The following is a 13,957-nucleotide window of genomic DNA, read 5'->3' as shown; positions in this document are numbered from 1 at the left end:
TCCACGATTCCCCGGCCGTCGGCCGCAGTGGTGGACGGATGCGACCCACGGTCCGTCCACCACGTGCCGCACCGGTGCCCACGACCCGCACCCGTCCAGGCCGCCCAGCCACCGGACGTCCAGGCCGCCGCACGCCCCGACCGCGTAAAATCCGCACGTCAGGGCTATCGCACCGCCGCCGCAAGAGGAGCTCGCCCCATGGCCGAACACCCCGCCTACCCCGTAGGCCTCCGCCTGACCGGCCGCCGTGTGGTCGTCCTCGGTGGCGGGCAGGTCGCCCAGCGCCGCCTCCCGGCACTCGTCGCGGCGGGCGCGGACATCGTCCTCGTGTCGCCCGCGGCGACCCCCTCCGTGGAGGCGATGGCGGACGCGGGCGAGATCACCTGGGAGCAGAGGCCCTACGAGGACGGCGACCTCGCCGACGCCTGGTACGCCCTGATCGCCACCAGCGATCACGACGCCAACACGCGCGCCTCGGCCGAGGCGGAGCGCCTGCGCGTGTGGTGCGTCCGCTCCGACGACGCCGACGCCGCGACCGCCTGGACCCCGGCCACCGGCCACAGCGAGGGCGTCACGGTCGCCGTGCTCACCACCAGCGCGCGCGGCCGCGACCCCCGGCACACCGCGGCCATCCGCGACGCGGTCGTGGAAGGCCTGCGCGACGGCACGCTGGTCGCCCCGCACCACCGCACCCGCACCCCCGGCGTCGCCCTGGTCGGCGGCGGCCCCGGCGACCCCGACCTGATCACGGTCCGCGGCCGCCGGCTGCTCGCCGAGGCCGACGTCGTCATAGCCGACCGGCTCGGCCCGCGCGACCTGCTCGCCGAGCTCCCGCCGCACGTCGAGGTGATCGACGCGGCGAAGATCCCGTACGGCCGCTTCATGGCCCAGGAGGCGATCAACCAGGCCCTCGTCGAGCACGCCAGGCAGGGCAAGTCGGTGGTCCGGCTCAAGGGCGGCGACCCGTACGTCTTCGGCCGGGGAATGGAGGAGGTCCGGGCGCTCGCCGAGGCCGGGGTCCCCTGCACGGTCGTCCCCGGCATCTCCAGCTCGATCTCGGTCCCGGGCGCGGCCGGCATCCCGGTCACCCACCGCGGGGTCGCCCACGAGTTCACCGTGGTCAGCGGGCACGTGGCGCCCGACGACGAGCGCTCCCTCGTCGACTGGCCGTCCCTGGCCCGGCTCACCGGCACGCTCGTCGTCCTGATGGGCGTCGACAAGATCGGCAGGATCGCCGAGACGCTCGTGGCCCACGGAAAGTCCCCCGACACCCCGGTCGCCCTGGTCCAGGAGGGCACGACGGCCGCCCAGCGCCGGGTGGACGCGACCCTCGCGACGGTCGCCGAGACCGTGCGCGCGCAGGACGTCAGGCCCCCGGCCGTCATCGTCATCGGCGAGGTCGTCGCGGTGGGCCCGCGCACCGAGCAGTGACCCCCGCCGACCCGAGCCGCCCGCACGATCACCAGGACAAGGCAGTACCACCCGTGGCCGAACTCATCACCGTCGAGGACCCCGACGACCCGCGTCTGCGTGACTACACGGACCTGACCGACGTGGAGCTGCGCCGCCGGCGCGAACCCGCCGAGGGCCTGTTCATCGCCGAGGGCGAGAAGGTCATCCGCCGGGCCAGGAACGCCGGGTACGAGATGCGCTCGATGCTGCTGTCCGCGAAGTGGGTCGACGCCCTGCGCGACGTCATCGACGAACTCGCCGCACCCGTCCACGTGGTGAGCCCGGAACTCGCCGAACGGGTCACCGGCTACCACGTCCACCGCGGCGCCCTCGCCTCCATGCAGCGCAAGCCGCTGCCCGACGCGACCGAGGTGCTGCGGACGGCCCGCCGGGTCGCGGTCATGGAGTCCGTCAACGACCACACCAACATCGGCGCGATCTTCCGCTCCGCCGCCGCCCTCGGCATGGACGCGGTCCTGCTCTCCCCGGACTGCGCCGACCCGCTCTACCGCCGCAGCGTGAAGGTCTCCATGGGCGCGGTCTTCTCCGTGCCGTACGCCCGCCTCGACACCTGGCCCGGCGGCCTGGCGTCGGTCCACGAGGCCGGTTTCACGCTGCTCGCTCTCACCCCCGACGACCGGGCCAAGACCCTGGACGAGGCCGCGCCGCACCGCATGGACCGGGTCGCCCTGATGCTCGGCGCCGAGGGCTCCGGCCTGTCCCCCCGGGCCCTGAAGGCCGCCGACGAGTGGGTCCGCATCCCCATGTCGCACGGAGTCGACTCACTGAACGTGGGCGCCGCGGCCGCGGTCGCCTTCTACGCGGTGACCGCGGACCGCCCTCAACCGTAGGCCGTGCCCGCCGGGCCGTGGGCCTCGACGCTGGTACCGGGCCGCCCTCGGCCGTAGGCCGTGTCCGCCGGGCCGTGGGGCTCGGCGAGCTGTGGGGCCGCTTGGTCGGCGTCGCAGGTCGGTCCCGGCCGCTGGCCGGTCCTGTCGGCCTCCACGGCGGCCGTGGCTGGGTTGCGTTGACGCGGTGGCGTCGGGCCGCCCTCAGCCGTACGCCCTGCCAGGCGGGCCGTGGACCCCGTCCGGATGAGCCCGTGGGGCCCGCCGTACGGCGAGCCGTGGGATGCGTCCGAGGGCCGAGATCGTCGCCGGCGGCCCCGCCGGACCTACTGCCGCCCCGGCGGGGGTGGCTCCGCGGCCAGGGCGGCCGCGTGCCGCTGCTCCGGGCCGCTCTGGCCCTCGCCGCCCAGCCCCCGCGCGGGCCCCTGGCAGCCCTGCGCCGCCGCGATGCCCAGCGCGACCAGCAGCGTCACCACCACGAACACGATCAGACGCTGCCGCAGCAGCCTCGGATTGGCGGGCCGCAGGCCGCCCGACGTGCCGCGCGGCCCTGTCCGCCCGGCGCCGTCGCGCCGGACCGGACGGCTGCCGCTGCCCGAGCGCGAACCGCCCCGCGACGCCGGCGTCGGGCGCGGACCGCCCGTACGGGAGGGAGCGCCGCCCCGGGACGCGCCGCCCGCGCGGGACGACGTGCCGCCCCGCGACGGAGGGACGGAGCCCCGCGGTGCGGGAGTGCCCGGGGAGGAGCCCGGTGGGCGCCGCCGGCCCCGCGCCTGCTCGGTGTGACCGGCGCGCTGCCGTCCCGGGTGGCTGTCGACCAGGGGACCGGTCGACCGGTCCGCCTCCGCGGCACGCGGCGCGGGCGTCCGCGCCTCGCCCAGGTCCTGCGCCTCGCGCGCGGCGATCTCCTTCAGCCGCAGCGACAACTGGAGCGTGCTGGGCCGTTCCTCGGGGTCCTTCGCCAGACATGCACGGACCAGCGGGGCGAGCGCGTCCGGTACGCCGTGCAGATGCGGCTCCTCGTGCACCACGCGGTACAGCATCACCTCGGAACTGCCGTGTCCGAACGGTGAGTCGCCCGTCGACGCGTAGGCCAGGGTGGCCCCCAGCGAGAACACGTCGGTGGCCGGGGTGACCGCCGCGCCGCGCACCTGCTCCGGGGCGAGGAAGCCCGGAGAGCCGACCGCGGTGCCGACGTGGGTGAGCGTGGAGGCGCCGGTCGCCCACGCGATGCCGAAGTCGATGATCCGCGGTCCCTTGGGGGACAGCAGGATGTTGGAGGGCTTGAGGTCCCGGTGCACCACACCGGCCTCGTGCACGGCGACCAGCCCCTCGGACAACGCGGCCCCGATCCCCGCCGCCTCCGCCGAGGACAGGGCGCCCTCATCGGCCACCTTGTCGTGCAGGGAGGGCCCGGGCACGTACTGCGTGGCGAACCACGGCCGGTCCGCCTCCAGGTCCGCGGCCACCAGCCGCGCCGTGCACCCGCCCCGGATCCGCCGCGCCGCCGAGACCTCGCGCGCGAACCGCGAGCGGAACTCCTGGTCCTCCGCCAGATCCGGCCGGATGACCTTCAGCGCCACACGCTGACCCTTCCGGTCGGAGCCCAGGTAGACCACGCCCATCCCGCCCGCGCCGAGCCGTCGGTGAAGCCTGAACGAGCCGACGACGCGCGGGTCCTCGCGCCTCAGGCGCATCATCGCCATGTTCATCCCCGCTGCCCGGTCCCTGTGACGAGCCACAGCTTACGTATCCGGGACCGCTCGCGCTCAGAGGCCGCGCCCTCTCGACCCGATCGATTGTCCGCGTGGGACACCGGATTTGACAGGCGGTCAACCTGCCTTGGACGAGCCCGGCTTGAGGCGTTTCAAGATCCCAACCGTCCTGCGGGTGAAGGGGGTTGGACCGGTGGTGGGCGGCGGCGGGGACCGGGGGCCGACGGGGCCCGCCGGCGGGGGGAGCAGGACCCGCTCCGAGGCGCGGCCGGGGTGAGCGAAGTCACGCAAAGCGGGTGCGGCTCATCCGGCGGGCCGGTGGGGACGGCGGTGCCGCGGCGTCCCCTCCGGGAAGACCCCGAGGCCCGGAGTCATGTCTCCACCCAGGGGAGTAGTCCCCAGCGGACGGCTCATCCTCCGGGAGGCCCTCCAATCGGTACGAGGGCATGACGCTCCGGATGCGCCGCGCACCTAGATTTGAGGTCAAGCGGCGGGTGCGGCACTCGTCCCCCGAGGTCAAGCACTCGCCGCTGCCAACCACAACCGAGACGGTCAGGAGAGGGACCATGGCCCTGACGGCACCGCGGACAATGCTCCGCACCCAGGCGCGCCTCGCACGCCCCCGCCGTACGGGCCGCCGCCACCCCCTGGTGGCGACACTGATGGCCCTTCCCCTGGCGGCCCTGCTCCTGCTGGTCTTCGACGGCTGGAACACAGTGGCCACACAGGCGTCGTCCGTGGGTGTGATGCTGGGGCGCTGAACGGCGACCCCAGGCCCGGAAGAGCGGTCCGGGCGGGGACATCGCATCCATGAAACCCCGTGGGGACGGGGGTGCGGCGGACGGCAGGATGCCGGCGCAGCTGGGGAGCTGCGCCGGCATTGTCCTGTGCCGCCCACGTGTATGCGTCCGGGACGACGAATCCCCCGGCCGTACGCGACGGCCGGGGGATTCCGGGTGTGTGGACGATACTGGGATTGAACCAGTGACCTCTTCCGTGTCAGGGAAGCGCTCTCCCGCTGAGCTAATCGTCCTCGAGATCGTGATCACGGACAGAAACCACAACCCGGTGCGCGATACTGGGATTGAACCAGTGACCTCTTCCGTGTCAGGGAAGCGCTCTCCCGCTGAGCTAATCGCGCGGGTAAGGATCTTCGGCAGATCCAGTGGACGATACTGGGATTGAACCAGTGACCTCTTCCGTGTCAGGGAAGCGCTCTCCCGCTGAGCTAATCGTCCTTGGAGGTGGAGACGGGATTTGAACCCGTGTAGACGGCTTTGCAGGCCGTTGCCTCGCCTCTCGGCCACTCCACCAGGAGTACAGGGGATCCGGGAGATCCCCTCTTCCTGCGAGCGGACGACGAGGCTCGAACTCGCGACCTCAACCTTGGCAAGGTTGCGCTCTACCAACTGAGCTACGTCCGCCTGTCGTTTCGTTCCGCTTGCGCGGCCCGGCGACGTGTTGAACTCTAGCGGATTCCCGGGCCAGTACAAAAACGCGTTTGCGCAGCGTGCTGCGCTGCGTCCGCTCGGCGACCCGGTCGGGTGCCCGGAACGACACGCCCGGAGGGTTCGGGACGGTGCCCGCCATAGACTCGGCGGCGTGCTCGACCTGCCACCTCTTGCCCGTTTCGGCGACCGCGTCGCCACCGGCCTGACCGACGTCACCAGCGATCCCGCGGCCCTGGACTCCAGCGGTTTCTGGGCCGTCGCCGCGGACTACGAGGGCCGGCTGACCTGCGCCCGCTTCCGTGACGTGCGCCAGGAACCCGTACCCGCCCCCGTCCATGGCCGGTGGCGCGGTCCGGCGACCGGTGACTGGACCTCGTCCCTCGACCACGCCGCGTACACGGCGGGCGTGCGCCGCATCCGCGAGCACATCGCGACCGGCGAGGTCTACCAGGTGAACCTCTGCCGCGTCCTCGGCGCGCCGGTCGCCCCCGACGCCGACGTGGACGCCCTGACCGCCGTCCTGGCCCGCGGCAACCCGGCGCCGTACGCGGGAACGATTCGCCTGCCCGGACACGGGGTGGAGATCGCCACCGCGTCCCCCGAGCTGTTCCTGCGCCGCGACGGCCGGACGGTCGAGTCCGGCCCGATCAAGGGCACCGCCCGCACCGAGGCGGAACTCCTGGCGAAGGACTACGCCGAGAACGTGATGATCGTGGACCTGGTCCGCAACGACATCGGCCGCGTGTGCGGCACCGGCACCGTCACCGTCCCCGACCTGTGCGCCGTCGAGAAGCACCCCGGACTGGTCCACCTCGTCTCCACGGTCCGCGGCGAGCTGCGCGCCGGAGCGGGCTGGCCGGAGCTGCTCGACGCCGCCTTCCCGGCCGGTTCGATCACCGGCGCCCCCAAGTCGAGCGCCGTGCGGATCATCGACGCCCTGGAGACCGCGCCCCGCGGCCCCTACTGCGGCGGCGTCGGCTGGGTCGACGCCGACCGCGGAGTGGGCGAGCTGGCCGTCGGCATACGCACCTTCTGGATCGACCGCGCCGCCGACACGCCCGTCCTGCGCTTCGGCGCAGGAGCCGGCATCACCTGGGACTCCGACCCCGAGGGGGAGTGGCGGGAGACCGAGCTGAAGGCGGCCCGGCTGCTCGCGGTAGCGTCAGGAACGTACGAGGAAAGTGGAGAGGGACTGCAAGGGTGCCGTGCCTGCCCGGGGGACGACGCCGGGACCCCCGGCCGACACGACGCACCCAGCAGGGACTTGTGAGGTAGGGACCAGTGAAGCTTTGGCTCGACGGAGCGCTGCGGGACATCGAGTCCGCCCGTGTCTCCGCGTTCGACCACGGGCTGACCGTGGGTGACGGCATCTTCGAGACGGTCAAGGCGGTCGACGGCAAGCCGTTCGCGCTCACCCGCCACCTGGACCGGCTCACCCGGTCCGCCCGCGGCCTCGGCCTGCCCGACCCCGACCACGACGAGGTGCGCCGCGCCTGTGCCGCCGTGCTCGAGGCCAACCCGACGCCGCTGGGCCGGCTGCGCATCACCTACACCGGAGGCCACGGCCCCCTCGGCTCCGACCGCGGGGACCAGGGCCCGACGCTGCTGGTCGCCCTCGGCGGGACCACCCGCCGGCCCGACTCCACCGCCGTCGTCACGGTGCCCTGGACCCGCAACGAACGCGGCGCGCTCACCGGCCTGAAGACCACCTCGTACGCGGAGAACGTCGTCGCCCTCGCCCGCGCCCGCCAACACGGCGCCACCGAGGCCCTGTTCGGCAACACCGTGGGGCAGCTCTGCGAGGGCACCGGCTCCAACGTCTTCGTGGTGCTCGACGGGGAGATCCACACCCCGCCACTCGCCTCCGGCTGCCTCGCCGGGATCACGCGCGCCCTCGTGCTCGAGTGGACGGGCGCGAAGGAGACCCGGCTGCCGCTGGACGTCCTGAGCCGGGCGGAGGAGGTCTTCCTCACCTCCACCCTGCGCGACGTCCAGGCCGTCCACCGCGTCGACGACCGCGAACTGCCGGACGCCCCGGGCCCGGTGACCGCAAAGGCCATGCGGATCTTCGGCGAACGCGCGCACCAGCGCCTGGACCCCTGAGGCCGCCCGCCCGGATCAGGCCGGGCTCGCGGGCCGATCCGAACACGGAGGCGGGATATATCGGCTGCCGCACCGCGTCGCAGCGGGTAGAACATCGTTGATGACCACGACCCTGCGGCCGACCGAGCCGCTTCAGCAGAACGCCGACGGAACCCGTTCACGCCGCTACCAGGTGTGCGTGAACAGCCGCCCGGTCGGCGGGATACACCTCGCCACGCATCCCGTCTTCGGGCCCTCCGTCGCCAGGCTCCTCGACCTGCACATCGACGAACCGGACCGCCGCCGGGGCCGTGGCACGGTGGCCGCGCTCGCCGTCGAGGAGGTGGCGCGCGGCTGGGGCTGCCAGCGGATCGAGGCCACCGTGCCCGCCGCCGCCGAGGCCGCGGTCCGGCTGGTCACGGCGCTCGGTTACGTCGAACGCAACCGCGGCATGGAGAAGCAGCTGGGCGCCGGCGCGCCCGAACTGCCCGCCGGCACCCGGGGCAGGCCCATGACGCAGGCCGAGTACGCGCCGTGGTTCGAACACGGCAAGGCCGCCTACGCGCAGAGCTGGATCGACCGCGGGGTGCCCGCCGACGAGGCCTGGGCCAAGTCGGAGGAGGACCACGCCCGGCTGCTGCCCCAGGGCCTGGACACCCCGGGCATGCTGCTCAGCGTCCTGGAGCACGAGGGCACCCCGGTCGGCACCCTGTGGGTGGCGATCACCGAGGACAGGGCCTACGTCTACGACGTCGAGGCCGACGAGCGCTTCCGCGGCCGGGGCCACGGCCGCTCCCTGATGCTGCTGGCCGAGGCGCAGGCACGGAGCGCGGGCAGAGGCGTCCTGGGCCTCAACGTCTTCGCCGGCAACACCCCGGCCGAGCGGCTGTACGAGTCCCTCGGCTACCGGCCCGTGCTGCGCGGCGTCTACAAGGAACTGCTCTGAGGAACCGCTTCGGCGCCCCATGAGAACCCGGGAGACGGGCGGGCCGGGGTCAGTCCCCCTGCCCGGCCTCGGCCAGCAGTCGGTCCACGATCTCCTCGACGCGCTCGCGCAGCCCCTCCTGGCTCTTGCCGCCGTCCAGGCGCTCGCCCCCGACCACGTACGTCGGCGTGCCGGTCACGCCGATCGCCTTGCCCTCGGCGTGGTCGGCGTCGACGATCAGGATGTGCCGGCCGTCGATCAGCGCGGTGTCGAACTCCTCGGCGTCCAGGCCCAGTTCACGGGCCACCTCGATCAGGACGGGCTCACCCTCGCGGCCCAGCCGCTCGACCCGGTCCAGTACCGCCTCCACGTACGGCCACCCCTGCCCCTGCTCGGCGGCCTCCTCCGCGGCCTGCGCGGCGGCGAAGGAGTGCTGGTGCTTCTCCAGCGGGAAGTGCCGCAGCCGCAGCTCCAGCCGGTCGCCGTACCGGGCGCGCAGCGCACGCAGGTCGTCGAGCGCGGTACGGCAGTCGGGGCACTGGAGCTCGCACCAGACGTCGACGACCGGGACGGGGGTGTGCGCGGGGGAGGAGTCGCTCATGCGGACAGTCTCCCAGGCCCGTCGCGGGCGGCCCAACCGGGATCACACGTCGTACGCCCCACCGGGACCTGCGGAGGAGACGACCCGGAGATCTCCCTGAAGTCCGGCCGGAACATGGCCCTGGCGGCGGTGGGCGGTGCAGGATGGAAGGGATGAACCACCCGACCGGTGAGCCCGCCTGGAGGACCGGATGATCGCCGAGACCGTATGTTCCGCCGTGTCCGCGGCCGGCCTGGGCATCGCCGCCGTCACGGCCTACCGGCGGCGTTTCCTCGCCGCGGCCCGTATCGCGGCCTACTCCCTGGTCCCGGTCGGTCTGGCGATGGCCGGCATCGTCGGCTGGCTGGCCGACACCGCCTTCAGCCCGACCGCCTGGGCGGGGTTCGGCCTGCTCGGCGCGGCCTGGCTGCTCTTCGCGACGACCCGCGGGGTGGAGCGCCGCCGCGGCGGCACCCGCAAGGAGCGCAAGGAGACGGCCCGGGCGGCGGAGAGCGCAGCGGTGGCTCCGGCGGCGTCGGCACCGTCCCTGGGACCGGCCGCCCGCACCTCCGGCCGACCCGCCGCGAAGCCGGCCGCGTCCCGGAGCGAGGACGACTTCAGCGACATCGAGGCGATCCTGAAGAAGCACGGCATATGACGGTGATCACGGATGGTGATCACGGGTGCGCCCGTAAGTGATCAAGGTCCGTGCCGAAGTGGACCGAAGATCACGGAATCCGGCTGACTCCCGCGCATTCCTGGTGTGTTGATCGCGTCCTGCACGGCGGCTGCGTCATCATCGCCCCGAGATGGTGGACACGACACAGAGCGAGTCCGCGCCGAAGCAGGACGAGCCGCGCGGATGTCTCTTCGCCCTTTCCCAGCCACCGCTGATGATCTTCCTTGCGGTGATCGGGTGTCTGCTGCTCATGGCTTCGTTGCACGACCTGCTGTTGCTGTGAGCCGTACCCGTGGTCCTCGGCGTCACCCGCCGGGGACCACGACAACCACCGACAGGGCACCGGGACGACGCGGGGACACCACCCTCCGGCAGGCTCCGTCCCCCGGCCCTTTGCTCGGCGGGCCGCTCAGCCGGCCGCCTCCTTGCGGCGCGCCCGGTAGGCGGCCACATGCAGACGGTTGCCGCACGTACGACTGTCGCAGTACCGCCGCGAGCGGTTGCGGGACAGATCGACGAAGGCGCGCCGGCAGTCGGGAGCCTCGCAGCGCCGCAGCCGCTCCCGCTCCCCGGCCACCACGAAGAACGCGAGCGCCATCCCGCAGTCGGCGGCCAGGTGGTCGGTCACGGAGGCGCCGGGCGCGAAGTAGTGGACGTGCCAGTCGTAGCCGTCGTGGTCCGTCAGCCGCGGTGTGGTGCCCGCGGCGGCCACCAGCTCGTTGATCATGCCCGCCGCCGTCCGGCAGTCCGGGGCCGCGAAGATCCCCGCGAACCGGCCCCGGATCCTGCGTACCGCGGAGAGGTCGAACTCCGACAGCACACCCACGTCGCTCATCTTGTGGTTGCGCACGAAATCCTCGAGCGCCGCGATGTCCGCCAGCCCGTCCGGTGCCGCGTCGTCCTCCGGTGCGGTGTTCACCAGATCCACCACGGTGTCCAGCGCGCACCGGGTGTCGTGGGTGATCAGCACGTTTCGCTCCCTGGCCTGGGGATCGGGCACACGCCCGCCGATGCAGGCCGATGGTAGTGGCTCCACGCGCCCCCGAGCAGCTCACGGCGCCGCCGCTTCGGCCACGTACGCACACCGGCACCAGCCCCCGCGGGAGACCGGTGCCGGTATACGCGCGTATGCGGTTGTCCTGGCCCGAGCCGTCTCCCCGAGTGGACGGCAACGGGCAGCTTGAAGGGGATCGACGGGCCTCCCTCTAACTCTCCGCGAGGATGTGCGACAGCTCCTGATCCAGATCGAAGTGCCGGTGTTCCGTGCCGGGGGGCACGGCCGCGTCCGTTCGCTTCAGGAAGGACTCCAGGGCCCGCGCCGGGGCCTCGAGCAGGGCTTCGCCCTCCGGAGAGCTCAGGGCGATGCACACGACGCCCTGGCCGTGGCTGCGCGAAGGCCAGACACGGACGTCTCCGGTACCCGTGGGTCGGTGAAGCCCCTCGGCGAGGAGGTCGCGGGCGAACACCCACTCGACGGTCTCCTCGGCTCCGGTGTGGAAGGTGGCGTGCACGGCGTAAGGATCGGCCGTGTCGTACCGCAGGCCTGCGGGGACAGGCAGTGAGGACTCGCTCGATACAACGAGGCGCAGGTGCAGCTCGCAGCTGACCGTGGTGTTCATAAGCGCCAGGGCCTTTCGCTCAGTGTGCGCTCGGGGATTCGCACGTCGGCGAAATCGACATGCCACCTACGGTGGCGTTGTAAACCCCTCTGAGTGTTTTGCTTGGCTTTACGTAACTCTTCCGGCCGAGGTTGTGTTCGTACGGTACGCCCATTGTGGTGACCGGTTTCTCATCCGGTACGGTGGCCCTGTATGAATACGGGGAGTGACGGACCGGAGCCCCCGGCTGAGGTGCCGGAGCGAGCGAAGGCCGAGGCGGACGGCGACGGGGCGCGGGACCGGCGGAGGCTGGGCTCGCGGGCTCCCGCGTTCGTGCGGTCACGCCGCGTGCTGCACCTGGGCTGGCAGGCGGGGATCTTCCTCGCCGGACTCCTGGTCGTGATCGCCGGGATCATCATGCTCCCGCTGCCCGGACCGGGCTGGGTGGTGATCTTCGGCGGCATGGCGATCTGGGCCACCGAGTTCGTCTGGGCCCAGCTCGTGCTGCGCTGGACCAAGCGCAAGGTCACCGAGACGGCCCAGCGGGCCCTCGACCCCGAGGTGCGCCGCCGCAACATCGCGCTCACCGTGGCCGGCCTGGTGATCGTCGCCGTGCTGGCCGGGGTGTACGTCTGGAGGTTCGGCCTGGTGCCGCCCTGGGCCGTCCACCGTCGCTGAGCGCGCAGAGCGCGGGCCGGGTGCCCGCCGGGCCCTGGTCCCGGGCACCCGCTGACATGCGGTAATGTTCTTCCTGTGCCCGGGCGATTAGCTCAGTGGGAGAGCGCTTCGTTCACACCGAAGAGGTCACTGGTTCGAACCCAGTATCGCCCACCCGGAACCGGCGGCCCGTCTGCGATCACGCAGACGGGCCGCTGGCGTATGTGCGGAGTGGACAAGGGTGCGGTGACGATCTGTTACCTGTGACCGGAACGCCGGCGAACGTGCGGAGAAGCCGACCGGCCCATCCCGTTCTTCTTCCCGATGGAGTATTCGAGGATCAAGGAGAAGGTCGACTTCCAGGGCTGTGTCCCATTCCGGAAGAAGTAAGGACGCGGCCTTCGGCGGAAAATCCACGGTCCTATTTCCGAAACGCCGTCACCTTTCTTCATGGGCACGGAAGGAGGGGTCCCGGACCGGTGCGCGTCCGGGCCAGACTCGTCCCATGGACTGGACTCACTACCGCTTCCGCACCTGGTGGACCCTGCCCGCGCCACCCGACGCCGTCTACCGGGCGCTGGAGCGGGTCGAGGACTACCCGTGCTGGTGGCGGCAGGTGCGCGAGGTGACCCGGACCGACCCGGCGACCGGCGTCGTCCGGATCCGCTCCCTCCTGCCCTACGACCTGACCTTCACCGCGCGCGAGGTGCGCCGCGATCCGGCCGCCGGAGTCCTGGAGGCCGAGCTCACCGGGGACGTCGATGGCTGGGCGCGCTGGACGCTTACCGCGCACGGCGCCGGCACCCTCGCCCGCTACGACCAGGTCGTCGACGTGAACAAGCCGCTGCTCAGGCGGTTCGCCGTGGTCGGCCGGCCCGTCTTCCGCGCGAACCACCGGCTGATGATGCGGGCCGGGCGGCGTGGCCTGGCCGCCCAGCTGGAAGCGGTTTGAACGAACGCCCCGCGGGCCTGTATGGTTCAGTGCGTTCCCGGGCGATTAGCTCAGTGGGAGAGCGCTTCGTTCACACCGAAGAGGTCACTGGTTCGAACCCAGTATCGCCCACCGGGTAAGGCCGGTCCGCACAGGCGGACCGGCCTTTTCGTGTCCTCAGGCGGCCGCCGCCGGCAGGTCCGGACGCAGCGGCCACGACGGGTCCACCGTCTCCTCCGTTCCACTGCGCGCGAACCACGCCTGAAGACCGCGGGCCTGCGCCGCGTGCCATCCCGTCTGGAGCGTGTGCAGTTCCGCCGGGGTCAGCGGTTCCAGGCGCGCCGCGAAGCGGCGGCCGAGCGCGCGGACCACCTCCAGCGCGGCCAGGGCGTCCGCCGCCGCGTCGTGCGCGTCCCGCAGGGCCACGTCGTAGTGCGCGCACAGATCGGTGAGGGTGCGCCTGCCCTTGCGGTAGCGGTCGAGGTGCTTGTCCAGCACGCGCGGATCCAGCACCCGCAGCGGCGACGCCTCGAACCAGCGCTCCAGCGACGAGGCCCGGTGGCGGCGCAACTCCCGGTCCAGCAGCGTCAGATCGAACGGCGCGTTCATCACCACCAGCGGGCGCCCCAGAGCGGACTGCTCCGCCAGCTCCTCGGCCAGCTCGTACATCACCGGCGCCGGCCAGCGGCCGTTGCGCTGGAGATGCTCATCGGTCAGCCCGTGCACCGCCGTCGCCGCCTCGGGAACCGGCACGCCCGGATTCACCAGCCAGCGGTGAACCCGCGGCCGGAAGCCCGGGGCGTCCTGGACGACGACGGCGGCCGACACGATGCGGTCGGTCTCGACGTCGACGCCCGTCGTCTCCGTGTCGAACGCGGCCAGAGGCCCCTCGTACCAGTACGTCATACGCCCACAACCCCTCGGTCCGCCAGGGCGGCTGACGCTCCGTCTCCTGCCGGTCGGCTTCCGCCCGTTTGGTGATACCCGGGCTGTTTGCGCCGTACGCCGGAAGGAGACAACAGGAGTGCGGGTCTTTGCA

At 72.5% G+C, this 13,957-nt stretch carries 15 protein-coding genes and 7 tRNA genes; 12 read left to right on the top strand and 10 right to left on the bottom strand.

The window, feature by feature from the left end; translation table 11 throughout:
• Positions 1 to 198: 198 nt before the first annotated feature.
• A complete protein-coding gene (gene cobA, locus ACIHCX_RS21240) occupies positions 199 to 1,431 on the top strand; it encodes a uroporphyrinogen-III C-methyltransferase (RefSeq protein ID WP_400031636.1) in 1,233 nt (410 codons plus the stop codon).
• Positions 1,432 to 1,484: 53 nt separating this feature from the next.
• A complete protein-coding gene (locus ACIHCX_RS21235) occupies positions 1,485 to 2,303 on the top strand; it encodes a TrmH family RNA methyltransferase (RefSeq protein ID WP_400031634.1) in 819 nt (272 codons plus the stop codon).
• A 323-nt stretch (positions 2,304 to 2,626) separates the two neighbouring features.
• On the opposite strand, the gene ACIHCX_RS21230 is transcribed toward ACIHCX_RS21235, so the two are convergent.
• The gene (locus tag ACIHCX_RS21230) at positions 2,627 to 4,012 is read right to left on the bottom strand and encodes a protein kinase (RefSeq protein ID WP_400031632.1); all 1,386 of its coding nucleotides are present in this window, start codon (positions 4,010 to 4,012) and stop codon (positions 2,627 to 2,629) included.
• A gap of 569 nt (positions 4,013 to 4,581) precedes the next feature.
• On the opposite strand from ACIHCX_RS21230, the gene ACIHCX_RS21225 reads away from it, so the two are divergent.
• Positions 4,582 to 4,776 (top strand): hypothetical protein, encoded by a 195-nt coding sequence (locus ACIHCX_RS21225; protein WP_400031630.1) that lies wholly within the window; start codon positions 4,582 to 4,584, stop codon positions 4,774 to 4,776.
• Between the two features lie 200 nt (positions 4,777 to 4,976).
• On the opposite strand, the gene ACIHCX_RS21220 is transcribed toward ACIHCX_RS21225, so the two are convergent.
• The 5 genes from ACIHCX_RS21220 to ACIHCX_RS21200 all read right to left on the bottom strand — a co-directional run bounded on the left by ACIHCX_RS21220 (position 4,977) and on the right by ACIHCX_RS21200 (position 5,439).
• Positions 4,977 to 5,048: transfer RNA gene (locus ACIHCX_RS21220), tRNA-Val, on the bottom strand.
• Positions 5,049 to 5,084: 36 nt separating this feature from the next.
• A tRNA-Val gene (locus ACIHCX_RS21215) sits at positions 5,085 to 5,156 on the bottom strand.
• 25 nt (positions 5,157 to 5,181) lie between these two features.
• Positions 5,182 to 5,253: transfer RNA gene (locus ACIHCX_RS21210), tRNA-Val, on the bottom strand.
• A 1-nt stretch (position 5,254) separates the two neighbouring features.
• Positions 5,255 to 5,328: transfer RNA gene (locus ACIHCX_RS21205), tRNA-Cys, on the bottom strand.
• A gap of 38 nt (positions 5,329 to 5,366) precedes the next feature.
• Positions 5,367 to 5,439: transfer RNA gene (locus ACIHCX_RS21200), tRNA-Gly, on the bottom strand.
• 178 nt (positions 5,440 to 5,617) lie between these two features.
• Between ACIHCX_RS21200 and ACIHCX_RS21195 the strand changes: the two genes are divergently transcribed.
• From ACIHCX_RS21195 to ACIHCX_RS21185, 3 genes are all read left to right on the top strand, one after another.
• Positions 5,618 to 6,736 (top strand): chorismate-binding protein, encoded by a 1,119-nt coding sequence (locus ACIHCX_RS21195; RefSeq protein WP_400031628.1) that lies wholly within the window; start codon positions 5,618 to 5,620, stop codon positions 6,734 to 6,736.
• A gap of 11 nt (positions 6,737 to 6,747) precedes the next feature.
• Entirely contained in the window at positions 6,748 to 7,569 is an 822-nt protein-coding gene (locus ACIHCX_RS21190) for an aminotransferase class IV (RefSeq protein ID WP_400031626.1), read from the top strand.
• Between the two features lie 100 nt (positions 7,570 to 7,669).
• Entirely contained in the window at positions 7,670 to 8,494 is an 825-nt protein-coding gene (locus ACIHCX_RS21185; RefSeq protein WP_400031624.1) for a GNAT family N-acetyltransferase, read from the top strand.
• A gap of 49 nt (positions 8,495 to 8,543) precedes the next feature.
• On the opposite strand, the gene ACIHCX_RS21180 is transcribed toward ACIHCX_RS21185, so the two are convergent.
• A complete protein-coding gene (locus ACIHCX_RS21180; RefSeq protein WP_400031622.1) occupies positions 8,544 to 9,074 on the bottom strand; it encodes a DsbA family protein in 531 nt (176 codons plus the stop codon).
• 190 nt (positions 9,075 to 9,264) lie between these two features.
• Here ACIHCX_RS21180 and ACIHCX_RS21175 point away from each other — a divergent pair, with 190 nt between their 5' ends.
• Together ACIHCX_RS21175 and ACIHCX_RS21170 are read left to right on the top strand one after the other, a co-directional pair.
• Entirely contained in the window at positions 9,265 to 9,711 is a 447-nt protein-coding gene (locus ACIHCX_RS21175) for a hypothetical protein (RefSeq protein WP_400031620.1), read from the top strand.
• 151 nt (positions 9,712 to 9,862) lie between these two features.
• Positions 9,863 to 10,015, top strand: coding sequence for a hypothetical protein (locus tag ACIHCX_RS21170; RefSeq protein ID WP_172633024.1), 153 nt, complete (start codon positions 9,863 to 9,865; stop codon positions 10,013 to 10,015).
• Positions 10,016 to 10,141: 126 nt separating this feature from the next.
• Here ACIHCX_RS21170 and ACIHCX_RS21165 read toward each other — a convergent pair whose 3' ends face one another.
• Together ACIHCX_RS21165 and ACIHCX_RS21160 are read right to left on the bottom strand one after the other, a co-directional pair.
• Positions 10,142 to 10,702 carry a CGNR zinc finger domain-containing protein gene (locus tag ACIHCX_RS21165; RefSeq protein WP_400031618.1) on the bottom strand — a complete coding sequence of 187 codons (561 nt, stop codon included), beginning with the start codon at positions 10,700 to 10,702 and terminating at the stop codon, positions 10,142 to 10,144.
• A gap of 235 nt (positions 10,703 to 10,937) precedes the next feature.
• Positions 10,938 to 11,351 carry an SsgA family sporulation/cell division regulator gene (locus tag ACIHCX_RS21160; RefSeq protein WP_004002642.1) on the bottom strand — a complete coding sequence of 138 codons (414 nt, stop codon included), beginning with the start codon at positions 11,349 to 11,351 and terminating at the stop codon, positions 10,938 to 10,940.
• 192 nt (positions 11,352 to 11,543) lie between these two features.
• Between ACIHCX_RS21160 and ACIHCX_RS21155 the strand changes: the two genes are divergently transcribed.
• From ACIHCX_RS21155 to ACIHCX_RS21140, 4 genes are all read left to right on the top strand, one after another.
• Positions 11,544 to 12,008, top strand: coding sequence for a TIGR02611 family protein (locus ACIHCX_RS21155; protein WP_400031616.1), 465 nt, complete (start codon positions 11,544 to 11,546; stop codon positions 12,006 to 12,008).
• An 81-nt stretch (positions 12,009 to 12,089) separates the two neighbouring features.
• Positions 12,090 to 12,161, top strand: a tRNA-Val gene (locus ACIHCX_RS21150).
• Positions 12,162 to 12,492: 331 nt separating this feature from the next.
• Positions 12,493 to 12,939: an SRPBCC family protein gene (locus ACIHCX_RS21145; protein WP_400031614.1), complete on the top strand. Its 447-nt coding sequence runs from the start codon at positions 12,493 to 12,495 to the stop codon at positions 12,937 to 12,939.
• Positions 12,940 to 12,978: 39 nt separating this feature from the next.
• Positions 12,979 to 13,050: transfer RNA gene (locus ACIHCX_RS21140), tRNA-Val, on the top strand.
• Positions 13,051 to 13,095: 45 nt separating this feature from the next.
• Here ACIHCX_RS21140 and ACIHCX_RS21135 read toward each other — a convergent pair.
• Entirely contained in the window at positions 13,096 to 13,824 is a 729-nt protein-coding gene (locus ACIHCX_RS21135) for a 3'-5' exonuclease (RefSeq protein WP_400031612.1), read from the bottom strand.
• Positions 13,825 to 13,957: the final 133 nt, after the last annotated feature.

The organism is Streptomyces sp. NPDC052043 (genome assembly GCF_044548235.1).
Classification (GTDB): domain Bacteria; phylum Actinomycetota; class Actinomycetes; order Streptomycetales; family Streptomycetaceae; genus Streptomyces.
Note: the sequence above shows the minus strand (reverse complement) of the source record. Positions and strands in the feature narration are given on the sequence as shown.